The organism is Symbiopectobacterium purcellii (assembly GCF_019797845.1).
GTDB lineage: Bacteria > Pseudomonadota > Gammaproteobacteria > Enterobacterales > Enterobacteriaceae > Symbiopectobacterium > Symbiopectobacterium purcellii.
This window is the reverse complement of sequence record NZ_CP081864.1, coordinates 3,123,983-3,148,351: the sequence shown is the minus strand read 5'-3', so window position 1 is coordinate 3,148,351 and position 24,369 is coordinate 3,123,983. Positions and strand designations below refer to the sequence as shown.

Genomic DNA, 24,369 nt, shown 5'->3' with positions numbered 1-24,369 from the left:
ATCGTGTTAAAAAATCGCCCGCGACGGTAACCCTTCGCGGGCGATTTTTATTGGATCTGACGTCTGGCTACCGCTTAGGGCACCACATTGACCGATTGCCCGGCAAAGTTGACCCGTTGCCCGGCAATGATTTTGCAGCGTTTACGCGTTTCTACCTGATCGTCAACGGTGACGTTGCCGTCTGCAATGGCGGCTTTGGCGGCGGCACCGCTTTCACTCCAGCCGAGCAGTTTAAGCAGATCGCACAGTTCAACGTGCGGGTGTTTATCGAGATGAAAAGTTTCCATAACATCCTGCTGTAAGAAAGAAAAAGGCGCGCCTTAGCGCGCGATGTTAACGTGATATGTGTGCGTTAACCGTAATCCGTGCCGTTACGCGTTGCCGTCGTGGTACTCTTCGCAGGCTTGCAGCGTATTTTGAATCAGGGTGCCAACGGTCATAGGGCCAACACCGCCGGGCACTGGCGTTATCAGCGACGCGCGCTCTTGTGCGACGGAAAACTCCACGTCGCCCACCACTTTTCCGTTGTCCAGACGATTGATACCGACATCGATCACGATGGCACCCGGTTTGATCCAGTCGCCAGGAATAAAGCCCGGTTTGCCGACCGCTACAATCAGCAAGTCGGCCTGCTCAACGTGCTGACGCAGGTTCTTGGTAAAACGGTGAGTCACGGTGGTGGTACAACCGGCCAGCAACAGTTCCAGACTCATCGGGCGGCCAACGATATTGGAGGCACCCACCACTACGGCGTTCAAGCCAAACATGTCTACGTTGTAACGTTCCAGCAGCGTGATGATGCCACGCGGTGTGCAGGCACGCAGCAGCGGGTCGCGCTGGCACAGACGACCGACATTGTAAGGGTGGAAACCGTCCACGTCTTTATCGGGTGCGATGCGCTCTATGACTTTGGTGTTATTAATTCCTTCGGGCAGCGGCAATTGAACTAAAATACCATCAATGGTGTTGTCGGCATTCAGTTCGTCGATGAGTGCCAGCAGCGCGCTTTCCGTGGTGCTGGAAGGTAAATCATAAGAGCGAGAGACAAAGCCCACTTCGTCACACACTTTACGTTTGCTCGCGACGTAAATCTGTGAGGCGGGATTATCGCCGACTAACACAACAGCCAGTCCTGGCGCACGCTTGCCCTCGGCCAGACGCTGCTTGACGCGCGCACAAACTTCATCCTTCACTTGCTGCGCAATCGTTTTACCATCAATAATCTTTGCTGCCATCTCTCTGGAAATCCATCAAATAAAACTACGGGGGATGGCGCTATTTTGTCAGAAGCAACGCGCGCTGTCAGGCACTGTATCAATATAAATTCGTCCGCACCTGACTGCTGTTGGCCTATTCTGTCGCAATTTCAACGCGATTTCTGCCGTTGTTCTTTGCCTGATACAACGCTTTATCCGCACGAATAATCACGCTCTCCGGTGCCTGCGCCGGTGTTGTACCGACAAAAAGGTAGACGCCAGCGCTGGCGGTGACGACCTTTTCATCTAATGAAGTGAGCTCGTGGGGGATGCTCTGGTGTCTGATGGCTTCCAACGCCCGTTCTGCAAACGCTATGGCCCCTTCCTCCGTGACATCCATCAAAATGATGACAAACTCTTCGCCGCCGTAGCGTGCAATTAAATCCTCTTTGCGACGCGGCATGCTGCTTAACGCGTGGCTTACGGTTTGCAGACATTTGTCGCCTTCAACGTGACCATAGTGGTCGTTGTATTTCTTAAACATATCGACATCGAGCATGATAAGCGCTATGCGCTTGCCGGAAAGGGCGGATTGCGCGATGGTCTCGCGCAGGAAAATATCAAACTGTCGCCGGTTCGCCAGGCCAGTGAGCACATCCAGCAGCGCCAGCGTTTCCAGCGTGTGATTCATGGCGGTCAGTTGGTCGCGCACCTTGGTCAAGTCCGTTTGGTTTTTTTCATTGATCTTAATCTGCTTCAGTACGATCGCACCCATGCTGCTCATGATCAGCAGTAAGGTTAGGGCGATAGCGGTATAAATGGTGGAGTCGACTTTCCAGTTGGAAAACACCTGCGTTTTGTTATAACCCGCCGCAATCACAATCGGGTAACGTTTTAGTCGTGTATAGCCATAGATGCGCTCAACGTGGTCAACGGTGGAGTAGAAAGTGGCTGTGCCGCTGGTCGATGACTTCAAATGCTCCATAAACAGCGGACTACTTGATACATCCCGATTAATTTGTGAATCATCAAAAGGACGGCCATACAGAATATGTCCGTCTGACAGTAAGATGGCTAATACGTCAGTGTCACCCATTGAGTAGTAGCCATAATAGAGCTTGAAATAATTGAGTGAAATGGTGGCGAGCAGTACGCCGGCAAAACTGCCATCATCATTATTCAAACGCATGGAAACCGGAATAATCAGGTCGTCATTGGTGCGGCTGCGTATCACACTACCGATATATAATTCTGTGCTGGGCGTATTTTGATGATATTTGAAATATTCGCGATCTGAATTATTGGCATTCTTGGGAATGTTATCTGCTGTGGTTACTAGCCAATGTCCGGCTGAGTCATAGATAAAAATACCGTGCAGTTGCGGCAGTGTGGATTTGCGATTTTTTAGCGTTTGTTGCAGACGAAGAAGTTGCGGCCCGCCAAACCCATCTTGATCAATGCGTTCATTGAGATCCTGGAGCAGCAGCTCAACTTGCAAGAAGGTGTCTTCTGCGTGACGTGAAAGCGAGAGCGATAAATTATCCGCCTGCTTTTCGGTAGCCTCAAGGGTACGTTGATAGGAATTAAATACCACCCATCCATTAAGCACAACGACCGCCAGAATGATAAACAGGATAAAACCTGCCATCAGGGTTTGCAGTGACGTGGATGAGCGTTGTTCTGTGGACTGCGCGCGTGTATTCATGCAATGGTGTCCCTTGTCCCCCATGCTGACAGGTACGCATTACTTGCCTCTGTCAGTAATCCCGAGGAAAAATCTCCCTGCCGGTCTGGAATACAGCGCGAAGCTGACGGTATTTATAGGCGGCACGGAAAAATACAGGATGCGAATACATTAAGTGTAGCTGTGTTATTAAAAAGCGAATCTTAACGGCTGATTTTTAATAATGGGCGGCATGATTTGCCGCCCGAAGGGGCCATCAGGCGGACGTTTTCTCTGAACGCAGTCTGACGATAAGGCACACAACGCTGGCGAGTGTGGCAAGCAGGGTGACGCCTGGCCAACCCGCGATCGACATCGCTTTGGCTCCCAGTGCAGAACCTGACGCCATGCCAATGAATACGCCGGTAAACAGCAGGGCGTTGAGCCGTCCACGAGCCTGAGCGTTCAAGCTGTAAACCAGCGTCTGGTGAGAAACCAGTGCGGATTGCAATCCCAGGTCAAAACCGACGGCTGAAAGCGCAATCAATGCCAACTGACCGTGTAGCGGCAGCGTGGGTAACAGAAACAAGGCGGCAAAAGAGATGGCCGAAAGTGCCGCGCCTAACTGTGTGACCTTTGCTGCACCAAAGCGGTCTGACAGACTGCCTGACAGCGGGGCGGCCAGTGCCCCGGCGGCACCCGCCAAACCGAAGGTGCCGGCGACAGCGCTGCCTAGCTGATAATGCTGTTCCAGCATGACTGCCAACGTTGACCAGAATGCGCTAAAACCAACAGAAAGCAGCCCTTGCGCCAGTGCCGCGCGGCGCAGCGCCGGATAGCTGCGCCACAGTTGCAGCATGGAGCGCAATAAACCCGGGTAGCTCAGGGCTGAGTGCTGGGCAAAGGCAGGCAGAATACGCCACAAGGCAATACCGATAACCGCGATGCTGAGGGCGGCTAACTGGTACATGGCTCGCCAGCCGATGTACTCACCCACCACGCCGCTCACGGTGCGAGACAGCAGTATCCCGATCAACAAGTCCGTCATGACGGTACCGACATTTTTTCCCTGTTTTCCCGCTGGAGCCAAAATGGCAGCAACCGGCACAATATCTTGCGCCAGGGTGGCGGCCATGCCGAGCAACAGGCTGGAAAGCCACAGCGCGGTGGGTCCTGTCACCTGGCTGCACAGCCAGAGCATGGCGGTTAATGCGGCACTTTTAACGGCGATGATTTTACGCCGATCGTAACGATCGCCGAGCGGTAATAACAGCAGGATGCCGAGCGCATAACCGATTTGCGTTAAGGTGGGCACTAGCCCCATGCCGTCAAGTGACAGCTGTAAGTCATGGCCTATCTGCGGCAGGATCGGTTGAACATAATAGATTGATGCCACACTGAACCCTGCGCCAATGGCCAGGATGAGCGTCATGAGACCAGAAAGGGTCGGTTGTGCGACGCTTTCGCTCTCTGTATTTGAAATGATCGACATGTAGATTTCCCCGTTGTGCTGTCGTGTTGAGGCGTATTGTTCAGCAATGTGGCGTCGCGTTGTAGCCGGATAAGTGGTAAAACAGTTATACGCATGACGTATGAGTGGTGGCATAGTGAGCAACATAGATCGTATAGAGTTGATGCAGACGCTGACGCGCATTATTGAAAGTGGTTCTCTGTCGGCTGCGGCGCAGCAGATGGGGACGACACAGGCGACCATCAGCCGCCGTTTGCAGGCGTTGGAGCAGTTGCTGAATACCAAACTTCTGCTGCGGACCACCCATGCCATGAAGTTGACGGATGATGGTGAGCGCTGTTATCAGCATGCACGATCGCTGATCGCCGCTTGGGAAGCGCTGGAAGACGATTTAAAAGGGGCGGATGCTGAACCGACGGGCGTGCTTCGGGTGCGTGCTCCCCATGCCTTTGGTCAGGAACAGCTTATTGCACCGCTGACGCAGTTTCTTAATCAGTACGGGCAACTCTCCGTGGAGTGGATGCTGAACGATAAATCACCTGATTTTATCGCTGACAATATTGATTGTGCTATACACGTTGGGCCCGCCACCGATCCGGCAACCGTCGCCACGCGTTTAGCGGAGGTGCCACGTATCATTGTGGCCTCTCCGGCATTGTTGGCTAAGACTCAGCACGCCGTAAAGGATATTGATGCCCTGGCCGCATTGCCCTGGATCGCCATCAGACAGTTTTACCACTACGATGTGACCTTATCGCACAGTGAAACCGGGCAAAGCGTGCACTTTCCCATTGTTCCCCGGCTCACGTCAGACAGTCTGTATGCTGCGCGTCAGGCCGCATTGAGCAGTATTGGCGCGGTGATTATTTCGGCCTGGCTGGTGGAAGATGACATCCGCGCTGGTCGGCTGATTCACGTGTTGCCGCAGTGGCAAGCCTCACCACTGCCGGTTTTTTTGCTCTACCCTTATGCCAATTATTATCCCGCACGGCTGCGCAAATTTTTGTCGTTAATGCGCGATGCCATGCCGGGGTTAGTGGGGATGCGTAAACCTGAGTTTCGTTAGCGCACATCAGCCAGCAGTGGGGTATCATCCAGCACACCGGTTAGCTCGCTGATATGACGAATGCCCTGTTGTTGACAGTAGTGGTGCAGGTCATCGAGCAGCGTTGTCATGGTTTGCGGTTGAATAAACGTAGCGGTGCCCACCCGAATGGCACTTGCGCCTGCCAGCAGGTAGGCGATAGCGTCCTCTGCGTTGGAAATACCGCCGCAGCCGATGATAGGAATGGAAATGTGCTTGTGGCACTGGTAGACCATGCGCAACATAATGGGTTTGATGGCCGGACCTGACAGTCCTCCCATGATATTGCCCAGCCGAGGCCGCCGACTGTGGATGTCAATGCTCATGCCAAGCAGTGTGTTACCCACCACGACCGCATCCCCCCCTTCGTGTTCTACCGCCTGCGCCACGGCGGCGACATCCGAAGTATTCGGTGTCAGCTTGGCCCAGAGTGGCAGGGAGGTAGCCTGACGCAACGCCTTGATAACGCGCGCGGTTGCCACGGGTTCAATGGCGAAAGCGCGTCCGTCTTCTTCAATGTTGGGGCAGGAGATGTTGGCCTCAATGGCGGCAATGCCCGGCACCTCGCTCAGGCGCGCCGCCAGAGTGGCAAATTCCTGCGCGGTGGGTGCAGATATGCTGGCGATCAGCGGCGGCGCATAGCGCTGATAAAACGGCAGCGTATGTTCAATAAAATCCTCAACGCCTTTACTGGGAATACCAATGGCGTTGAGCATGGCTGAATCCAGCTCACAGACGCGCGGCAGGGGATTGCCGCTACGCGGGTGCAGCGTGAAGGTTTTGGTGACGAAAGCGCCAAGGCGATTAAAATCAATCACGTCGGCTAATCCTTCGGCAAAGGTGCCTGACGCGGGCATCACCGGATTGGCCAGACGCAGTCCGTTAATATCAACGCTAAAATCCGTCATAACACCACCTCATGCAGCGGAAATACCGGGCCGTCGTAGCAGACGCGTTTATCGGTAAGCGCCAGGCTCTCTTTATTACGCATGGGGCGAACGCAGCAGTAGCACATGCCCAAACCGCACGCCATCTGCTGCTCCAGCGCCGCTTCGCCACTGAAACCCAACTCCTGTGAGAGCCGCTGCAACAGTAGAATCACTCGGGATGAACCACAGGTATAGACGGCATCGATCGGACTCTGCTGGTGCACGGCGCGAATGCGCTGCTCAACCTGTGCCATGGCGCTGGAACCATCGCTGTCAGTCACTTCGATAACAGTGGCACCGCTGGCGAGAAAACGCTGCTGTGACATCAAGTGCTCACGATCGCGTGCGCTCAGCAGGGCGGTAACCTGAACGTCATGTGCCGCCGCGTGTTCTGCCAGCGGAGCCAGTGTCGCCAGGCCTACACCGCGTCCGGCGACCAAAATGTGTCGATGGCCCGGTTGCAGCGTGAAACCATTGCCCAGTGGCCCCAGCACATTCACCGCATCCTGTGGGCGTAGCGTCGATAAACCGCGCGTGCCGGCACCGACCACTTTATACAGAAAATCGACATAGCCCTGCTCCGCATTGGCAAACCAGGTGCTCATCGGGCGGCGGAAAAACGGTTTGTCCTGCTCCGTTTGCGGGCATTGCAGATTGAAGAATTGGCCCGGTTTCACCTGCGCCGCGAGCGCATCGACACGCACGCGCAGATGTTTATATTCATCATTGACCCACTCATTGCTGAGCACGCTGGCCGCATTTTCGCGCGCAGTACTTCCTTTGCGGCTACAGGCACGCGCGGCATCGTCATGCATTGTCATAAAAACTCCGATGATAGTCGTAATCTACATTTCCCTGGCGCGGCGTAAAAAAGAGAAACCAATCCGCGCATAATGTTTTCGCCCTGGTGTGGCGTTGTAATTTTTAGCTAAAGCTATAATGAAGCGTCATCACGGTATTCACCGCTGATGGCTGCATTTGTCAGTCCGGACCGTTGATGATAAAATAATGCAAATTATTCAGTGGTCTGGAATCATGAACCTCACGTCGATCGATTATTTGGCTATCGGGCAACGGTTGCGTGCATACCGGATTGCCGCGTCGCTCAATGCTGAACAGATTGCTGCCGAACTGGGTATATCGCGCGCGGCGGTATACCGTCTGGAAAAAGGCGAAATAAAAAAGATCGAAACCCTTGAGCGTCTGGCGCAGTGCCTGAATACCACTGTCGAGACGTTGCTGGGCGTAGGCATGGAATATTATCCCCATGCCAGCGGCTTCTTTGAGAGAATGCGCCAACTTGAAGAGGGCTCTACGCGTATTTATTCTCACTTTGAACCGTTCTCCTATCTGCTGACCTCAGAAAAATACGATGCCTACCTGCAACAAATGTTGCTGGAAACCGATAGCACTACGGTGCAGGGCGACAAACTTGATCCGAAGTCATTACAAACACTGGCTATCCTTTCGGAACGTAAATCCCACCTGAATACCCATTTGCCGAAAATACATAATCTGATCGGTATTCAGCACATCGAGAAATTTATTCATCTCGGGCTGGTGGGCTCTTTGAATATTTCACCCAGTACGCGCATGGAGCGTGTGCTGGCTGCGCGTCAGGAAGTGAAATATCTGCTCCACTTATTGGAAGAGAAAAAGGATATCGTTCAGGTCGCCATTACCAAACAGACCATCCCTTCTTCCACCTTCCAGATTTTCTATAACGACAGTGAGGCGCTTTCGGTGGCCTCTAGTCCCTTCCGCTTAGGGGAACTACCCAATATCAGCGCTGGGGTGGCGTGGGTTTCGTCATCAAAAGAGGCGATTCACCACCATCAATCCTTGTTTGATGCGCTGTGGGAAAATGCCGCTAAAGGGGACGATGCCCTGCGTTTGTTACGTGATACCCTCGAACGCTACTGATGGCCTTCTCTGTGGTTTCTGCTTCAGGCTCTGGCTAACCGCGCCAGCGTGTTTTTCAATACGTTGGCCGCTACTGCGATATCCTGCGGTGCCGTATATTCCGCTGGATGATGGCTGATCCCTTCACGAGAAGGGACAAACAGCATCGCTGTGGGGTAGCGGCTGGCCATGTACATCGCATCGTGCCCGGCGCCACTGGCCATGCGCATGCTGGTGATGCCTTCATGTGCTGCGCTCTCTTCCAACAAACGGCAAATCGATGTATCCAGTAGCGTAGGGGTTTCAGCGGCCAGTGACTCCAGTGCAATCTGCACATCATTCTCTTTTGCCACCTTGCTGACGGAATCGGCCAGACGGTCTGCCACCCGTTGAATGCTGTTTTTATCGATGCCTCGAATATCCACGTAAAATTTCACCAGGCCGGGGATCACGTTCATCGCGTTGGGCGATACGTCCAGTTTGCCAACGGTACCAACCGTGCCGTAGACCATCTCTTTACAGGCCGCATGGTGCACGTCTTCAATGATCATGGCGCTGGCGACCAGCGCGTCATGACGCTGGTACATCGGTGTGGCACCGGAATGATCGGCAAGGCCGGTTACGGTCACGCGAAAGCGCGTTGGTGCCGCAATGCCTTCAACAATACCGAGGGTTTTTCCTTCGTTTTCAAGCCGGCGTCCTTGCTCAATATGCAGTTCGATAAAGGCATCGTAGCGTGCGGGGGCAAGTTCGCAACTGGCGAGTTTATTCTCGGCGTAACCTGCCGCACTCAGTGCCTGAAATACCGTTAACCCTTGATCGTCAGTGTTTTTTATCCACGAACTACGATCGATGTGCCCGGTCAACACCTTGCTACCGATGCAGGAAAAGCCGAACCGGCTCGACTCTTCAGCACGGAATACCACCAGTTCCAGATCGCGTTTGAGTTCACCGGGTTCGAATTGCGCCAGTGCATACAGGCCAGTGATAACGCCCAGCGTGCCGTCGTATCCGCCTCCGCTCGGCACGGAGTCAATGTGTGAACCGGTACCAATCGCGGGAAGCGAGCTGTCATAACCGGGTAAACGCGCAAATATCGTGCCCATTGCGTCCCGGTATACGCTGAACCCCTGTGTTGCCAACTTATCGGCCAGATAGCGATGGGCCGCCTCATCCTCACGGCTGAAGGCGAGACGCGTGACGCCATCCTGACCGTGGGTTGTGGAAAATTGGCGTAATTCTTCCAGCAACACCGTGATGTCTTCTGTGGTAAAACCGGGCGGCATAGGGACTCCTGATCCTCTGTACTGTCAGCCACCACCCGTTAACCATAATGGCCAACCATGGGGGGAAACCTCGGCTGATGTTATGGTTTTTAGTGTTGCTCGTTTTTTTCATGCTCGTCAATATGATTGTCTAAAAATTTAGACAAAAATCGAAATGTAATAATAATTGGTTTAGCAATAACCTGTTTTTTATAAAATATTTGTTTTTGATAATAAGAAAAAACGATGGATGGTATTGTTTTGTGTCAATTATTAGACTGTGATTGCTGAACACAGTTGACAAGTTGCGGTATTCGTTTTAGAAAAGGTAGCTTCCCGATGTGGTTGACTAACCGCGACTAAAGGTGGCGATGATGGATTTTACAACGATATATCATGCATTTACTCAGAGTCTGGATGGTACGGATAGCTATGTTGTCTTGCGCCGCGATTTGGACAACCTGATTGTGAGCGATCCCGACAACGCGGTTTCTTATTACGTTTTGCGCGGGCTGGCAGATAGCTATGTTACTTTGTATGCCGATCAGGTGGTTAGCCCTGAGTTCGCGCATCAGGCAAAAACGGAAATGCTTCGATTGCTTGATATCGTAAAACCGGCATTGGCAGATAAAAGCGCATCGGTGGCCGTGCGCTATGAGGCGATCAACGCGTTGGTAACCAGCTACTCATCGGGAAAAAAACGGTTTTAGCCTGCGATTTAGCCCCTTGCATCCAGCGATGTAACGGGGGGGCTCTCCCCATCATCCTCCGCTTCAGGAGGATTTTTTTTAACTATTGCTTGTTATTTTGTATCAAAAATAAAACAAACGGGTAAATTCTGTTGCCTTTCCCTGTTTGAGCAATGGACGGGAAGTCAGCGTATCGGTTTGCATTTCAATGGTGATTTCTTTTTTTGCACTGATTTAGTGATAATATGGTGCGTTTGCATTACTTTGGTGCTGCCGTTTACCTAAATGTGTGCACAATCCTTTTCGTTCAAAGAGACATTTCCCCGTTCTTAGGGAATGACTAAAAAATAATTCATTATAAATCATGTGATTGATAATTTCGCCGCTCAAGGTTGAGCGCTTTTGCGAAGTAAACGTTTGCGTGGTTATTAGGCAAAGAAGTGGTATGACTATTGCTAGTGATGGTTGTATCAAAAATGATACTGGTGGCGCACAAGGGCAAGGGCAGCAATACCAGGCATGTAATTTCATATTCTTATAACAATGATTCAGGAGAGCAGGATGGAATCAATTCCTTCACAAAGTGCACCCGCTTCAAGGTCGGGGAGCACGGAAAAAGAACACGTTGACAGCTACAGTTGGAAAGCATTAGCAGGGTCGGCAGTGGGCTACTCCATGGACGGATTTGATTTGCTGATTCTCGGCTTTATGCTGACGGCAATATCTGCGGATTTGAGTCTGACGTCCGGCCAGGCTGGATCGTTGGTTACCTGGACACTGATCGGTGCGGTAATCGGTGGTTTGATTTTTGGTGCCTTAAGCGATCGTTACGGCCGTATTCGTGTACTGACCTGGACCATTGTCCTGTTCGCCGTGTTTACCGGGCTGTGTGCTTTTGCACAGGGCTACTGGGATTTGCTTGTCTACCGGACGATTGCCGGTATCGGTCTGGGCGGTGAGTTTGGTATCGGGATGGCGCTGGCAGCGGAAGCCTGGCCTGCCAAGCATCGCGCCCGTGCCTCTTCTTACGTTGCGTTGGGTTGGCAGGCTGGTGTATTAGGCGCGGCGCTGATTACCCCTGCGTTGCTGCCGCACATTGGCTGGCGCGGCATGTTTCTGGTGGGGATTCTTCCGGCATTTGTTGCCTGGTTTATCCGTCATCGGCTGCACGAACCGGAAGTGTTTGTGCGTAAGACAGATAAGAAAGCCTCGACGTGGTCTTCTTTCAAACTGCTGATGAAAGATAAGGCGACCAGCAAAGTCAGCGCCGGGATCGTGGTGTTGACGTCAGTACAGAACTTTGGTTATTACGGCATCATGATCTGGATGCCAAGCTTTCTGTCCAAAACCTTGGGGTTCAACCTGACCAAATCGGCCATGTGGACCTCGGTGACCATTCTGGGCATGATTGCCGGTATCTGGGTGTTTGGGCAACTGGCAGATCGCATTGGCAGAAAACCGTCGTTTTTACTGTTCCTGGTAGGCGCAGTGGTTATGGTCTTGACCTACTCCCAGTTGACCGACCCCATGACCATGCTGTGGGCCGGTGCGCTGCTCGGGGTGTTTGTTAACGGTATGATGGGCGGCTATGGTGCGGTGATGTTTGAGGCCTATCCAACCAACGCCCGTGCGACCGCGCAGAACGTGCTGTTTAACGTTGGTCGTGCTTGGCCCCGTCGTGATTGGTGCTGTTGCCAGCGTCTACTCCTTCCAGATGGCAATCGCATTGCTCGCCGTTATCTACGTGCTGGATATTATCGCGACGCTGTTCCTGATCCCTGAATTGAAAGGGAAAGCGCTGGAATAACGATTCCCCAGATGCGAATTTAAGGCCAGAGCATATGCTCTGGCCTTTGCGTTTAGTGCGTTTGCGAGGTGTCGGATTTGCCCGGCATCATGCGCAGCAGCGTATTATCCCGCTGAATATAATGATGAAACAGTGCAGCGCCAGCATGCAGGGCAATCAGTACATAGCCCAGATTGGCGAGCGTTTCGTGAATGTCTTTCAGCAGGAACTGCGTATCGTCATCGGGTGTTACGAAAGGGGAGACCGTCAAGCCCATGAGCGACCATTCGTTGTCGCCATACGCCATCATGGCAATACCCAGCAGCGGCAATGCCAGGAAAGTGACATAAAGCACGATGTGTGTCAGCGTGGCGAGGTGATGCTGCCAGCGCGGCGGCGTGGGCACGATCGCGGGGGTTTTGTATTTGTGTTTGAGCCCGATACGGATAAACATCAATACCCAAACGGCAACCCCTGCGTTGTAATGCAGCGTTCTCATCGCTGAAAAGGCAAAGGAGGAGCGTGGAAACCAGCCACGCAATTCCATCGCCGCATACACCAGTGCAATCAGCAGCAGCGTTACCCAATGCAGGTGGATCTGTAATCTGGAGAATCGAGTCATCGTGGCATATCCCATTGAATGCTATAGCGTGTTGGCATTAAGAATGCCGTAACATAAACAAACATTGAGAGTTACCGGAAATAACACCACATCGTCAAGGGAGATTTAAAATCTTTACGTCGCGCATCATTCGTTAACCAGCCATTCATCTGCATCATTAAACATCTCTTCTATTATGCGATTGATGACCGCTTTATCCGATTTACTGGCATCCGAATTTATCGCGTTCGCCTGCATGGCTTTAGCCCTCACTTCAGCATCAGGGAATGAGCGATGTACCCGTTTTGTCAGCTCTTTTTCGATAAGATGGTGGGCGTTGTTCAGTCCGGCAACGTTACGTTTGTCATAAACAAGTTCAACAAACATGAAAGCTATCCTTGAGTTTACTGTTTTTATATACAGTGCGCGTAAACCTGGTTTTTGGAAAGCGAAATTTATCAACATAATCTGGTACCCAGCGTGTCATTAGGATGATTGGCTGCGGGTAGATCTTTCTGCGGCTTTGCGGTATTGACACTGCTTTTTGAGCTAAATGCTTATAAAACAATGCATTATACATGAAGTGCCGGACATTGGCGCGGGCTAAAGTGGAATGACTACCGGGAGACGGGTGATGCATTGGAGCAAGCGTTGATTGCGGGGGCTATCGTGAATGCTGTTGCGCTAGCCAGAAGTGAACTGCCTCCTGGCGACAGCTTGCCTCAGGGTGCCGTGCGGGGCGAATTGCTCCCTGATGTCAGGCGAAAAGCGTTACCTGGGGGCGTTTTTATTTCTTGTGTACGAGCAATGAATAATCTAAATCGTCCTTTTGTGGCTATAATCGCAGAGGTGACTAAATATAGTAAACTTCTATAAATATATTAACTTATTATATTCTCTGTAATTGAGTATGAGTATTAACATAATGCGTTTTGCTTTAATTTCCCTGAAGGCATAATGAGTATGTATAATCGTAAAGTGATATAGTTAATGGTTATTTTTTCGTATTATCGGATTCGTTAATTTCTGTCGTGCGCATACAATAAAATGTGCCATCATTCGATGGTGACTATAAGGGATGCATGATAAATGTGGCATATGATTATCAGGTATTCATAGCCATTTAATAAAGAATTGTCATCAATATTTATTTCGAGTGCCTGCGGTTTTTCTTGATGGTTATTATTTTTAATTTTAGTTTTGATAAACAATCTTAATATATCATTACATGTGCTATTGCATAACCCATTTAATATATTTGTGGTAGTGCTATGCCGTATTTACAGGATACCTTTTTAAATAAATACTGCTGAGGTTATAAATGCCGATAACATCTGATTTTGAATACCAATGTCATGATAATTTCTTGCACGATGATACGTTAAATCATACCCGAAAAAAAGATAATGTTGCTTTGCTCAATGAGATAACAACCATCAATAATGAGCAAGATTTTAATGAGTGCAATACGCATATTTTCTCGAAAGAACATAATAATGAAGCATCACGTAGCACTTCTCATTCAGGAAGATATAATAATGACACCGAAGCAGGAAAAGTATCACGACATAGAATGTTTAGAAGAATGCTGGGACTCATTGCTTCAGTGACAAGTATTGTATCGTTATGGAAAATAGGGGGAAGCGGTTATCATAAAAATAACCAACTCTGTTTATCAATTGATAAAAGCCTTGATTTATTAAATGAATTCCCGATTGACAATTTAGAAAATGCCAGAAATACACTGCCACTTAAGCTATATAAAAATGATGGATCTTTTAATAATATATTGTGTGATGGCATGAATTTATCACAGCATGAATATTTGAAAGAGATTGTGGTTATTGACAATTTATCATTGCAGAATATCAATGAGCTATATCAATCAGTATTGTTTATAGATCATAAAAGAAATGTAAGATCAATACCTTTACCCTATGAACATCATGTTAATGCATCAGAGATAATAAGTAATATTATAAACAACAACGATATTGATTGGAGGATCAGAGAGGAATTTAAGGGGGTCTATCATAAAGCTAAAGATTTTATTGATATAAAAAATATCAATGAAGGAATAGAAAAAGATGTAAAGCTGATTTTAGCCTGTGTTAGTTTAATGTTACAATATCTCCATGAGAATAAAATTAATAATTTAAGTAAGTTCTCTTTTATTTATGGCGTTGCTTTTACTGAATCATTACTTTCAATTTTGGATGAGATGAAAGCGTCGGATTTAGGCATAATAGATAAAAGATATAAACAAAGTGTTATGTTAATGATAAGGGATATTTACGCCAATAAAGAGAACGAATCATATAATAATTCTATGTATTTTCATGAGAATATTATTGATGCTAAGGCATTGGGAAAAATGATATTTATTTTTACTCTGCATTAAGAAGCACAGTGCTTGAAACAAAGAATATGGAGACCACAACGCCTGAGTCTGAAAAAGATGATGTTAAAGTCGTAAATCTTGTCTCATGCCAGATGGAAAGAGAGAATTTAACATTGATCGATGTATTAAGAACGATATCTGAAACGATTAAATCACCGTTGCTTAGCCTTATCAAAGAAACCCGGATTGTTTATCAATATAGTATAGAGAATAATGGATGTCCTGCTCCTATTTCTCCTGAGATGCAAGGCGTTATAGAAACAGTGACGAGGTGTTTAGATAATCTTATGTCATGGGATACCCATTATAACCGCGGGCGTTTAGTTTCATTGATTGCTGCATCTGTTATTAGCATGTTAGCCGACTCTATTGAAGATAAAGAGTTGTCTTTGGATTCTGTTAGCGAAATCAATGGATATATCTTAAACTTAACAAAAGACATTGTCTCATCCCTGTCAACCAAACAAATTAAAGACATGGATTCAGCGAGTGCGAATGAAGAAATCATGACAATGATTAAAGGTTTGAAATACCAAAATAATAAATTAACGATTCATACTGAGAACCCAATAAAAACTGTTTTTATTGATACGGGATACAATAATTTTGTTGATGAAGAAAGTCAGAAAGCCTTGTATTATGATTCAAAAAATTATTGGTATATTAGTCGTGATGAAAGTTATACATTTGAGTGGCAGAATGCTTTAGAAAAAAATCATGGGTATAAATTAAGTGGATCCGATGTGGTTATTATTAACAATAGCTCTCCGGAATTATATGCAGATGGTACTTTTATAAAAAATAATAATATAATGAAGGTGCTTGTTGAAGGCCAGCTTTATGATGTGTCTGAAATGTATGTTAGGGATAATGTTTATCGTTATGTTGCATTTTGTGATAATGTTTATAGACCATTGATTAATATCGGTGGGGCGTGGTTTTTTGAAAGTAAAAACACGCCTCATGTAAGTTATGAGATTATTGATTTTATCAATGCCGATGAAGCAGTTAAGTCAAGGTTAATCAGTAAAGGTGTCAGTCATTTCGATGTTGAACCCATACGTTTTTCAACCAAAGTTCAGTTTGATAAAAATGGAGAGCAATACATAAAAATTAATGATGGTTATTATCATTTAAAGGGGGGCGTTCATTCATCACGTTATATCGAGGGGGAGTGTGATATTCTTCCTGTAGAGTTTAATGATGATAAGTATCGGTGTGGCTATGATATTTTTGGTGATATATATAATAGCTACAAAAAAGAAGTGAGTGTATTTTCTAGTGTTAATGAAGATGAAAAATCTTACCTTGATAGTTCAGTTGTAAAAAAATTATTGAAAATGATTTGCTTTCAGAGGATGCGGCTTTAATCAATGAGGATGAATTTAAAAGTAAGCATGTTGTAAAGTCTTCTAAGATTTATGGCGCTACCTCTATTGATGGGGTTGATTACATTGTTTTTGATAATAATCTTATAAAGATAATCAGTAATAATGATGATACTTTTTTATTAGGTGACAAAAACACAGTAAGTGTGTATAAAAATAGCAGAAGCAATATTTATTACTATATGTCTGGAGGAAATAATGATAACTATCGAGCAGAAACCTTTAAAGAACGGAGTTCTCATTGTATAACAAAACGACAGTTGTTTTCGTTATGTTCTGCCCGTTTTTACGAGTCAAAAGATATTACTACACTTCTTAGACGAAACTCTGAACACAGTATTGATTTCGATAATCTTAGTGAGCATCTTGAGCCTTATGAGGATACTAATGGTTTTTATAAAGATAAACATTCTCCAGAAAGGATTTATTATTTATCGCAAGATGGAGGCGCTTTTCATGTCATGGAGGAGAAAAATAATGACGATATGATTCCTGTTTTTTTTAAAATCTATGGAAAAAATGAAGACAACAGCATAAATAACAATGTATTAGTTACTGACGTCAGTATTGTTAAAGATTTTGATACCAAACAAGCCATTGTCACAACTCCATTAGAAGCAATGAATATGGTATTTAATCTAAATGCTGAGAAAAATAAAGCACTTTTGAAATGGAGTGAAAGTCAGGTATCACGCAGACCTATAAATGCTGATTATAAAGATTTAGAAGACATTCAGAAAAAGGTGAATAAAAACACCGATTATATAACAGTGGAGTTATTTTTTTTCTCTTAATGGAAAAAAATTGTCACTTCAATAAAACATAGCGACAATTATATTGAAATGCATAAAAATGATTATCTTAACGATCCCAATGATTATGTTTTTAAAAGCATGGCTTCGCTAGAAGAAAATTCACAGCATCCTTATATTATGGACGTTTTCAATGATGCATTTGCAAGAACTAAAGGGATTATCGGTATTGTTTATTCTTTGATTAAAGATAGAAATGTGTCTATTGATAATTATGTTTTATCTAAGTTGAGAATCACTTGTTATGGTGCGCGTAATTTATTTATTAGTACATTGTTGAGTAAATTGAAGCGGATGGAGGCCGTTTTTGATACGAATGATAAATCTAATATCATTTTAGTCATGAATGAAAAGGGAAAAAGCATCTCTTTAGATAGTAAAGACGCAAGCAAAAAAGACAGTGTCGTTGGATTTTCATACATTCACGATCCACTAGATAGAATATATATAAAAACAGACTCTCTCACATTGAACAGTCGCAGCACCATGCCTACATGGGAAAGGAATAGAGAGATTCAAAAGAAAATAAAAAATTTGTCTAACATTATGTGTCATGAATCTGTCCATGCACTCGGCACCCCTGAGGATTATTTTTATCATAACTCGATTGATGAAGGGGAGTATGACACGATTGAAAATACCCTTATACGTACTGAAATAGCGCTCCGACGAGGGCGGGGCGTCAATGATGCGTTTATTAATATGTGCACACTCTATTTTATGAGCAATCCTGTCTACCAGACTTTTGAACTAAATTCACTGCTCCAACCAGAGACGCTTGGCCTTTTATTTCAATACGATGATTATCTTCGTGCGCTAATATTAATTAACAACCCGGATACTATTACTGTGGTTATCAATGACCTTGCAACGTTGGGTTGATTTACTTCTGATTTGAAAATCCTTGCGACGGTATGACCATCAAGGATTTTGCCCTGACCTGCACCTGTCTTATTAGGGATATCATTATGTGCGTCAGTGAATCGGAGCCAATACAGTAGAATGAACTTCATCCCCGCGTTGATGATATTTGGCTCACTTTTGGTGCAATGAACAAAAAAGGTGCACGACAATAACGTTGCACCTTGCTTCTCTGCATTTTTTCACCCTCCTTCATTTCTTGGCTTTAAATGTAACCCATTGTTTATTATTAATTAAAAAAAATCCTCTTTCTTTGTATGGTTTTGGCGCGCCCCTTGCTTAGTGTTTGGCACAGGCGTTTCTTTGTGTGTGATTTCATAAAACAGATGTGCCAGGCATGTCTCATCGCACACCCCGAAACGTACGTACCACACAGACTGAGGTCAGGATGAATAACGCGCTAACTGCACCAGAAGAACACACCAACGTACTGGCTGAGCTTCACACCGCCATCCGCCTGATCTATGGCGCGTTGTCTCCGGCAGAGAAGAAGCTGGTCGATGTCATTCTGGATCATCAACATCAATTGGCAAGCTACAGCGCAACGGAATTAGCACGACTGGCAGGCGTCTCAAAATCGACGGCGGCGCGGGTGTTTCGTCGCCTCGGTTTTCAGGATTTCAATCAGTTTCGCGTGAAATGTCGCGGTATTGAGCCCATGGGCTATTCACCGCTCACCAATTTGGCACAGCGTACGACCCACCCAACCACGGTACGTGAACGTCTCGATAGGCATATTGAACGGGAACGCGAAAATCTGGCGGGCATGCAGCGCGACAGCATGCCCGAAGAGTTGGAGCGCGCGGTGCAACTGATGCGTGATGCGCGGCGCGTTTGGGTGTTAGGGTTCCGCAATAGCTATGCCCCTGCGTTCTACGCCCAGTCGCTGTTCTCCCATGTGTTGAGTGATGTGCAACTGGTCAATGATCCGGCAGCGAAATTTGCCGACGTGCTGGCAGACATTCGCGAGACCGATGTGCTGTTCGTGGTGGATTTTCCCCGCCAGATCGAACTGCTGTTACACCTGGTGCGAGTGGCCAAAAACTATGGCACCCGCATTGTGGTACTCAGTAATACCCCTGTGTCTGATGTTTGTGCGCTGGCCGATGTGGCTATTCCGTGCGCCGCAAAACACAGCGATATTTTCGATTCCTACACCGCCGCCATCAGCATGGTCAATTTTATTGGCAATGAGTTGGCGACCTGCTGTTCCGAGAAAGCAAGCCAACGCATGCAACGCATGGAAGATATTCATCAGCAGATTGGCGACCTGTATCAACGTGCTCCGCTCTCATCGGCGGACGACAAAAACCAGAGTTAATTCGGGTAAACACTGACTTTCACTATTGAGGACATTCGTGATGTTGACATCCAGATTCGCAACACTGCACAAATTGGGTTGTACGGCGCTACTGTCTTTATCTGTTCTGGCGTCATCCGCCTATGCGGCAGATCCTGTCAAAGTAAAATTCTCGCTCGACTGGCGTTTTGAAGGGCCTTCCGCTCCGTTTTTAATGGCCAAGGCCAAAGGCTATTTTGCCCAGGAAGGGCTGGATGTACAGATTGACTCCGGTAACGGCTCTGCGGGCGCAGTGACCCGCGTGGCGACCGGTGCCTATGATATGGCCTTTGCCGATTTCAATGCCTTGATTGAACAGGAATCCCAGCATCCAGGCACCGGTATTAAGGGTGTTTATATGCTGTATAACGCTACGCCTGCCGCGGTATTTTTGCTGAAAAGCACCGGGGTAAAAACGCCAGCAGACCTGAAAGGGAAAACCATTGCGGCTCCGGTCTTCGACGCTGCACGCAAAGCCTGGCCGGCTTTTGCGAAGAAAGTGGGGTTGAGCAAAGATGCCGTTACCTGGCAATCGGCTGACCCCACCGTTACCGCCAACCTGTTGGTGCGTAAAAACGTCGATGCCATTTCCGGCTTCTATTTTACCAACTTGCTGAATCTTGAAGCGCGCGGTGCGAAAGCGGATGACCTGACGATCTTCCCGTATGCGCAATACGGTGTCGATCTCTACGGCAACACCATTATCGCCAGCAAAGAGATGCTGGAAAAACACCCCGACACCATCAAAGCCTTCTTACGTGCCTTCAATAAGGCGGTACAGGAAACCCTCGCCGATCCCGTCAGCGCCGCCAAGTTTGTGAAGGAACAGGATTCGCTGATCGATTTGCCGCTGGAGACCCGTCGTCTGCAACTGGCGTTTGATCAGTTGGTGGTAACCCCGGAAACCAAGAAGAACGGTCTGGGCAGTGTGGATACCCAGCGTTTGAGTAACTCTATCAGCGATGTGGTGGCTGCGTTCGAGTTGAAAGAGACGCCGAAAACGGATGCGTTGTTTACCAGTGCGCTGTTACCGGCACAGGCCGATCGGACCGTGCGGTAATTTCTGTCAGGCAGCATGATTTCAGGTGGTGATCAATGAGTTTCGTTAAGTTCGAGAATGTCAGTCTGGCGTACAGCAACAGCGAACAGCTGGCCATAAAGGACATTAATTTCAGTATCAATGAAAATGAGTTCGTGGCGCTGGTGGGACCTTCCGGCTGTGGTAAATCGACATTCATGAAGTTGACCTCGGGGTTGCTCTCGCCGAGCGAGGGCTACGTTTTCGTCAACAAACGCGAAGTGGTGGGGCCGCAGAAATGCGTCGGCATGGCATTTCAGGCCTCTAACTTACTGCCTTGGCGTACCACGCTACAAAACGTCATGCTGCCGATGGAGATCGTGGAGCCTTACCGCTCTACGCGGCGTAAAAAAGGGCACGAGTATGAAGAGCAGGCGCGAGCCTTGCTAAAACGCGTTGGTCTCGAAGGGTATGAAGATAAATTCCCGTGGGAATTGTCTGGTGGCATCAGCAGCGTGCCTCGATTTGTCGCGCGCTGATCCACAAACCGCGCTTGCTGATGCTGGATGAACCGTTCGGTGCGCTGGATGCCTTTACCCGTGAAGAGCTGTGGTGCATGTTGCGCGATCTGTGGCAGGAAGCGCCGTTTACGGTGGTATTGGTAACCCACGATCTGCGTGAAGCGGTGTTTCTGGCGGATACCGTCTATGTGATGAGTGCCAGGCCGGGCCGGATTGTCGCGCGCCGGGAGATAGAACTTCCTCGTCCGCGCGATCTTCAGGTGACCTACACCGATGCGTTTTCTCGCTATGTGTTCGAACTGCGCGAGCACATCTCTTCACAACACCATGCCTAACGGAGGCCCGTCGTGATATCTCGTCATGTGTTAATCAAGATAGCCCCTTGGGCACTGCTGGTCCTGCTCGGCGTTTTGTGGCAGGTGATTGTGGTGGGGCTGGATGTGCCAACCTACCTGTTCCCGTCATTGAGCGATGTCTTTCGCTCGTTGGTCGCGGACTGGCGGCCCATCGCCGCGCACTCGCTGCAAACGCTCTACACCACGCTGGCGGGTTTTGTGCTGGCGGTAGCCGTCGGGCTGGTGTTGGGGGTTGCGGTCGGTGCGTCCTCGCTGGTTTACAAAGCGGTCTATCCGCTGCTGGTGGGGTTCAACTCGATTCCCAAAGTGGCCTTTGTGCCGGTACTGGTGGTGTGGTTTGGCATCGGTACCATTCCGGCCATTGCCACTGCTTTTCTCATCTCTTTTTTCCCGGTCGTCGTCAACGTCGCGACCGGGCTCGCGACGGTAGAGCCTGAAATGGAGGATGTGCTGCGTTCACTGGGGGCATCCCGTTTCGACATTTTGACAAAGGTGGGGCTGCCCCGATCGCTGCCTTACTTCTTTGCCTCGTTAAAAGTGGCCATCACGCTGGCGTTTGTCGGATCGGTGATTTCGGAAACCGTGGCCTCCAATCTGGGTATTGGCTATCTGATGATGTCGGCCAGCTCCAACATGAATATGGCGTTGGTGTTTGCGGGGTTGATCGTTATCGGCGCAATGGGGGTGGTGATGTATGAAATTTTCGCCTTCATTGAAAAGCGGATGACGCACTGGGCGCATCGTTGATGCCGCTCGGCAGCACGATAAAAAGGGTTATGTCATGACAAGCGAGTTACGCATGAACGGCGAACGCCTGATGGCGTCGTTGTACGAACTGGGCGCGATAGGCGCATTGCCGCAGGGCGGTGTGTGCCGACTGGCGCTCAGCGATGAAGATCGACAGGGACGCGATTGGGCGGTGGCGCGCATGCAGGCGTTAGGGCTCAGCGTTACGGTGGATGCCATTGGTAATACCGTGGGTGTCTACCCCGGATTAACCGATACGCCGCCGGTGATGATGGGATCGCATATTGATACCGTGGCAACCGGTGGGCTGTATGACGGTAACTACGGTGTGCTCTCTGGGTTGGAAGTGATTGCCACATTGAAAGATGCCGGTATGCGGCTGCGTCGTCCTGTTGCGGTAGCGTTTTTCACCAATGAAGAAGGTTCACGTTTTCAACCCGACATGATGGGCAGTCTGGTGTATCAGGGCGGGCTGGCACTGGAAACCGCGCTGGCAACCCGCGGTATTGATGGCGTCACCGTAGGCGATGCGTTGCGGCAAATCGGTTATGCCGGTCCGGCATCGGTGGGGGATAACCGGGTGGACAGCTATTTCGAACTGCATATCGAGCAAGGCCCAGTGCTGGACGAAGAAGGGCTGGCGATTGGGGTGGTGGACGGTGTGCAGGGGATTTCCTGGACCGAATTCCATTTGCAGGGCGTGTCGAACCATGCGGGTACCACCCCGATGCGTTTACGTCACGATGCGGGTTACGTCGCCGCGCGGATCGGCGTGTTTGCCCGTCAACTGGCGCAGGAGTTGGGTGGCGATCAGGTTGCCACTGTCGGGCATCTGGTGTTCACGCCGAATCTGGTCAATGTGATCCCCGATACCGTGACCTTGACTGTGGATTTACGCAATACCGACGCAGAGGCACTGCGTTTGGCCGAACAGCGCCTGTGGGCATTTGCCGAGCAGGCGGCGCACGAAGAAGGGATAAGCGTGTCACGCAATATGCTGGCGCGTTTTGAGCCGACGCCCTTTGCGCCGGAGATGGTCGAACTGGTTGCGGCACAGGCGCGCCTGCGTGGCTTACCGTCGCGCCGCATGCCTAGCGGTGCCGGGCATGATGCACAAATCATGGCTGCCATGTGTCCGGCCGGAATGATCTTCGTGCCCAGCGTGGCCGGATTAAGCCACAACATTAACGAATTTACGGCACCACAGGATTTGATCGCGGGCGCGAACGTTCTGCTGGGTGCCGTCGTACAGCGCGCCGATCGCGCCTGATACCCGATGCGTTTACAGGAGAAAAATCACATGGCGCGTTATGTCAATGTCGCTATCGGCCAGTTAGGGCCGGTCAATAAAGAAGATTCCCGTGCTGCCGTGGTGGCACGCTTGATGAACCTGATGCGCGAGGCGCACCAACTGGATGCGGACCTGATCGTGTATCCCGAGTTGGCGCTCACCACGTTTTTTCCGCGCTGGTATATCGAAGATGAGTCCCAACTGGATAGCTGGTGTGAGGCGGCGATGCCGGGTGCCGAAACACAGCCGCTGTTCGATTTGGCGCGTGAATTGCAAGTGGGCTTTTGTCTGGGATACGCCGAACTGAGCGTGGAACAGGGGGAAAAACGGCGGTTTAACACCTCAATATTGGTGGATAAAAACGGCGTTATCGTCGGCAAATACCACAAAGTGCACTTGCCGGGGCACCGTGAGCACGAACCCTGGCGCGCCTTTCAGCATCTGGAGAAGCGCTATTTTACGCCGGGAGCGGAATTCTCGGTGTTTAACGCTTTTGGCGGTCGGGTCGGCATGGCGATTTGTAATGACCGTCGCTGGTGTGAAACCTATCGGGTGATGGGGCTGCAAGGCGTGGAAATGGTGCTGATCGGCTACAACACGCCGGTGCACAATGCGCCTGCGCCGGAGCACGACGATCTGTCGCTGTTTCATAACCAACTTTCTATGCAGGCTGGCGCTTATCAGAATGGCACCTGGGTCGTGGGGGTGGCGAAAGCGGGAACGGAAGAGGGCGTGGAACACATTGGCGGGAGCTGCATCATTGCGCCATCGGGTGAAGTGGTCGCCAGCTGTGTGACCAAAGGCGATGAAGTGGCGATAGCCCATTGCGATCTCGATTTCTGTCAGATCTACAAGCGCACCACGTTCAACTTTGACGTGCATCGCCAGCCCAACGCCTACGGACCGATTACCGCGCTCAAAGGCGAGGCATTGCTGGCCGATGGCAGTCCGCGTCACCAATGAGGTTAACCATGGCAGCAGAAGAGAAA

The 24,369-nt window shown here is 49.1% G+C and carries 23 protein-coding genes and 1 pseudogene; 15 read left to right on the top strand and 9 right to left on the bottom strand.

Features of this window, described 5'->3' with window-relative positions:
• Positions 1–74: 74 nt before the first annotated feature.
• The 4 genes from ybcJ to K6K13_RS14805 all read right to left on the bottom strand — a co-directional run bounded on the left by ybcJ (position 75) and on the right by K6K13_RS14805 (position 4,351).
• A complete protein-coding gene (ybcJ, locus tag K6K13_RS14820) occupies positions 75–287 on the bottom strand; it encodes a ribosome-associated protein YbcJ (RefSeq protein WP_222157682.1) in 213 nt (70 codons plus the stop codon).
• 84 nt (positions 288–371) lie between these two features.
• On the bottom strand, positions 372–1,235 hold the full coding sequence (gene folD / locus K6K13_RS14815; protein WP_222157681.1) for a bifunctional methylenetetrahydrofolate dehydrogenase/methenyltetrahydrofolate cyclohydrolase FolD: 864 nt from the start codon (positions 1,233–1,235) through the stop codon (positions 372–374).
• Between the two features lie 115 nt (positions 1,236–1,350).
• Positions 1,351–2,901 carry a sensor domain-containing diguanylate cyclase gene (locus tag K6K13_RS14810; protein WP_222157680.1) on the bottom strand — a complete coding sequence of 517 codons (1,551 nt, stop codon included), beginning with the start codon at positions 2,899–2,901 and terminating at the stop codon, positions 1,351–1,353.
• 235 nt (positions 2,902–3,136) lie between these two features.
• The gene (locus K6K13_RS14805; protein ID WP_434064580.1) at positions 3,137–4,351 is read right to left on the bottom strand and encodes an MFS transporter; all 1,215 of its coding nucleotides are present in this window, start codon (positions 4,349–4,351) and stop codon (positions 3,137–3,139) included.
• Between the two features lie 100 nt (positions 4,352–4,451).
• Between K6K13_RS14805 and K6K13_RS14800 the strand changes: the two genes are divergently transcribed.
• The gene (locus tag K6K13_RS14800; protein WP_434064579.1) at positions 4,452–5,396 is read left to right on the top strand and encodes a LysR family transcriptional regulator; all 945 of its coding nucleotides are present in this window, start codon (positions 4,452–4,454) and stop codon (positions 5,394–5,396) included.
• On the opposite strand, the gene K6K13_RS14795 is transcribed toward K6K13_RS14800, so the two are convergent.
• Positions 5,393–6,322: a dihydroorotate dehydrogenase gene (locus K6K13_RS14795; protein WP_222157677.1), complete on the bottom strand. Its 930-nt coding sequence runs from the start codon at positions 6,320–6,322 to the stop codon at positions 5,393–5,395. The genes K6K13_RS14800 and K6K13_RS14795 overlap by 4 nt on opposite strands.
• Positions 6,319–7,164 carry a dihydroorotate dehydrogenase electron transfer subunit gene (locus K6K13_RS14790; RefSeq protein WP_222157676.1) on the bottom strand — a complete coding sequence of 282 codons (846 nt, stop codon included), beginning with the start codon at positions 7,162–7,164 and terminating at the stop codon, positions 6,319–6,321. The genes K6K13_RS14795 and K6K13_RS14790 overlap by 4 nt, the downstream gene beginning before the upstream one ends.
• A 187-nt stretch (positions 7,165–7,351) precedes the next feature.
• Here K6K13_RS14790 and K6K13_RS14785 point away from each other — a divergent pair, with 187 nt between their 5' ends.
• Positions 7,352–8,266: a helix-turn-helix domain-containing protein gene (locus K6K13_RS14785; RefSeq protein ID WP_252120308.1), complete on the top strand. Its 915-nt coding sequence runs from the start codon at positions 7,352–7,354 to the stop codon at positions 8,264–8,266.
• Between the two features lie 23 nt (positions 8,267–8,289).
• On the opposite strand, the gene K6K13_RS14780 is transcribed toward K6K13_RS14785, so the two are convergent.
• Entirely contained in the window at positions 8,290–9,531 is a 1,242-nt protein-coding gene (locus tag K6K13_RS14780) for a Zn-dependent hydrolase (protein WP_222157675.1), read from the bottom strand.
• A gap of 350 nt (positions 9,532–9,881) precedes the next feature.
• On the opposite strand from K6K13_RS14780, the gene K6K13_RS14775 reads away from it, so the two are divergent.
• Positions 9,882–10,220, top strand: coding sequence for a hypothetical protein (locus tag K6K13_RS14775; protein ID WP_222157674.1), 339 nt, complete (start codon positions 9,882–9,884; stop codon positions 10,218–10,220).
• Positions 10,221–10,874: 654 nt separating this feature from the next.
• Positions 10,875–12,006 (top strand): annotated as a pseudogene (locus tag K6K13_RS14770) (MFS transporter).
• A gap of 52 nt (positions 12,007–12,058) precedes the next feature.
• Here K6K13_RS14770 and cybB read toward each other — a convergent pair.
• Together cybB and K6K13_RS14760 are read right to left on the bottom strand one after the other, a co-directional pair.
• Positions 12,059–12,607 (bottom strand): cytochrome b561, encoded by a 549-nt coding sequence (cybB, locus tag K6K13_RS14765; RefSeq protein ID WP_222157673.1) that lies wholly within the window; start codon positions 12,605–12,607, stop codon positions 12,059–12,061.
• 126 nt (positions 12,608–12,733) lie between these two features.
• Positions 12,734–12,973 carry a DinI-like family protein gene (locus K6K13_RS14760; RefSeq protein WP_222157672.1) on the bottom strand — a complete coding sequence of 80 codons (240 nt, stop codon included), beginning with the start codon at positions 12,971–12,973 and terminating at the stop codon, positions 12,734–12,736.
• 934 nt (positions 12,974–13,907) lie between these two features.
• On the opposite strand from K6K13_RS14760, the gene K6K13_RS14755 reads away from it, so the two are divergent.
• From K6K13_RS14755 to K6K13_RS14705, 11 genes are all read left to right on the top strand, one after another.
• Positions 13,908–14,987, top strand: coding sequence for a hypothetical protein (locus tag K6K13_RS14755; RefSeq protein WP_222157671.1), 1,080 nt, complete (start codon positions 13,908–13,910; stop codon positions 14,985–14,987).
• Positions 14,988–14,995: 8 nt separating this feature from the next.
• Positions 14,996–16,357, top strand: a complete 1,362-nt coding sequence (locus K6K13_RS14750) for a hypothetical protein (protein WP_222157670.1) — start codon at positions 14,996–14,998, stop codon at positions 16,355–16,357.
• On the top strand, positions 16,333–17,169 hold the full coding sequence (locus K6K13_RS14745; RefSeq protein ID WP_222157669.1) for a hypothetical protein: 837 nt from the start codon (positions 16,333–16,335) through the stop codon (positions 17,167–17,169). The genes K6K13_RS14750 and K6K13_RS14745 overlap by 25 nt, the downstream gene beginning before the upstream one ends.
• A 48-nt stretch (positions 17,170–17,217) precedes the next feature.
• Positions 17,218–18,069, top strand: coding sequence for a hypothetical protein (locus tag K6K13_RS14740; protein ID WP_222157668.1), 852 nt, complete (start codon positions 17,218–17,220; stop codon positions 18,067–18,069).
• A gap of 427 nt (positions 18,070–18,496) precedes the next feature.
• Positions 18,497–19,429, top strand: a complete 933-nt coding sequence (locus tag K6K13_RS14735) for a MurR/RpiR family transcriptional regulator (RefSeq protein ID WP_222157667.1) — start codon at positions 18,497–18,499, stop codon at positions 19,427–19,429.
• A gap of 40 nt (positions 19,430–19,469) precedes the next feature.
• On the top strand, positions 19,470–20,507 hold the full coding sequence (locus K6K13_RS14730; RefSeq protein ID WP_222157666.1) for an ABC transporter substrate-binding protein: 1,038 nt from the start codon (positions 19,470–19,472) through the stop codon (positions 20,505–20,507).
• Positions 20,508–20,542: 35 nt separating this feature from the next.
• A complete protein-coding gene (locus K6K13_RS14725; protein ID WP_222157665.1) occupies positions 20,543–21,004 on the top strand; it encodes an ATP-binding cassette domain-containing protein in 462 nt (153 codons plus the stop codon).
• Entirely contained in the window at positions 20,953–21,321 is a 369-nt protein-coding gene (locus tag K6K13_RS14720; RefSeq protein ID WP_222157664.1) for a hypothetical protein, read from the top strand. The genes K6K13_RS14725 and K6K13_RS14720 overlap by 52 nt, the downstream gene beginning before the upstream one ends.
• A 12-nt stretch (positions 21,322–21,333) precedes the next feature.
• Entirely contained in the window at positions 21,334–22,089 is a 756-nt protein-coding gene (locus tag K6K13_RS14715; RefSeq protein WP_222157663.1) for an ABC transporter permease, read from the top strand.
• A gap of 34 nt (positions 22,090–22,123) precedes the next feature.
• The gene (locus K6K13_RS14710; protein WP_222157662.1) at positions 22,124–23,359 is read left to right on the top strand and encodes a Zn-dependent hydrolase; all 1,236 of its coding nucleotides are present in this window, start codon (positions 22,124–22,126) and stop codon (positions 23,357–23,359) included.
• 30 nt (positions 23,360–23,389) lie between these two features.
• The gene (locus K6K13_RS14705) at positions 23,390–24,343 is read left to right on the top strand and encodes an N-carbamoyl-D-amino-acid hydrolase (protein WP_222157661.1); all 954 of its coding nucleotides are present in this window, start codon (positions 23,390–23,392) and stop codon (positions 24,341–24,343) included.
• The last annotated feature ends 26 nt before the right edge of the window (positions 24,344–24,369 follow it).

Excerpts from the sequence above, each read along its gene's own strand:
- K6K13_RS14725 (WP_222157665.1), top strand. The coding sequence starts at position 20,543 with ATGAGTTTCGTTAAGTTCGAGAATGTCAGTCTGGCGTACAGCAACAGC.
- K6K13_RS14800 (WP_434064579.1), top strand. The coding sequence starts at position 4,452 with ATGAGTGGTGGCATAGTGAGCAACATAGATCGTATAGAGTTGATGCAG.
- folD (WP_222157681.1), bottom strand. The coding sequence starts at position 1,235 with ATGGCAGCAAAGATTATTGATGGTAAAACGATTGCGCAGCAAGTGAAG.
- K6K13_RS14755 (WP_222157671.1), top strand. The coding sequence starts at position 13,908 with ATGCCGATAACATCTGATTTTGAATACCAATGTCATGATAATTTCTTG.
- K6K13_RS14795 (WP_222157677.1), bottom strand. The coding sequence starts at position 6,322 with ATGACGGATTTTAGCGTTGATATTAACGGACTGCGTCTGGCCAATCCG.
- K6K13_RS14810 (WP_222157680.1), bottom strand. The coding sequence starts at position 2,901 with ATGAATACACGCGCGCAGTCCACAGAACAACGCTCATCCACGTCACTG.
- K6K13_RS14790 (WP_222157676.1), bottom strand. The coding sequence starts at position 7,164 with ATGACAATGCATGACGATGCCGCGCGTGCCTGTAGCCGCAAAGGAAGT.
- K6K13_RS14775 (WP_222157674.1), top strand. The coding sequence starts at position 9,882 with ATGATGGATTTTACAACGATATATCATGCATTTACTCAGAGTCTGGAT.
- K6K13_RS14805 (WP_434064580.1), bottom strand. The coding sequence starts at position 4,351 with ATGTCGATCATTTCAAATACAGAGAGCGAAAGCGTCGCACAACCGACC.
- ybcJ (WP_222157682.1), bottom strand. The coding sequence starts at position 287 with ATGGAAACTTTTCATCTCGATAAACACCCGCACGTTGAACTGTGCGAT.
- K6K13_RS14730 (WP_222157666.1), top strand. The coding sequence starts at position 19,470 with ATGTTGACATCCAGATTCGCAACACTGCACAAATTGGGTTGTACGGCG.
- K6K13_RS14705 (WP_222157661.1), top strand. The coding sequence starts at position 23,390 with ATGGCGCGTTATGTCAATGTCGCTATCGGCCAGTTAGGGCCGGTCAAT.
- K6K13_RS14785 (WP_252120308.1), top strand. The coding sequence starts at position 7,352 with ATGCAAATTATTCAGTGGTCTGGAATCATGAACCTCACGTCGATCGAT.
- K6K13_RS14780 (WP_222157675.1), bottom strand. The coding sequence starts at position 9,531 with ATGCCGCCCGGTTTTACCACAGAAGACATCACGGTGTTGCTGGAAGAA.
- K6K13_RS14710 (WP_222157662.1), top strand. The coding sequence starts at position 22,124 with ATGACAAGCGAGTTACGCATGAACGGCGAACGCCTGATGGCGTCGTTG.
- K6K13_RS14760 (WP_222157672.1), bottom strand. The coding sequence starts at position 12,973 with ATGTTTGTTGAACTTGTTTATGACAAACGTAACGTTGCCGGACTGAAC.
- K6K13_RS14735 (WP_222157667.1), top strand. The coding sequence starts at position 18,497 with ATGAATAACGCGCTAACTGCACCAGAAGAACACACCAACGTACTGGCT.
- K6K13_RS14740 (WP_222157668.1), top strand. The coding sequence starts at position 17,218 with ATGCATAAAAATGATTATCTTAACGATCCCAATGATTATGTTTTTAAA.
- cybB (WP_222157673.1), bottom strand. The coding sequence starts at position 12,607 with ATGACTCGATTCTCCAGATTACAGATCCACCTGCATTGGGTAACGCTG.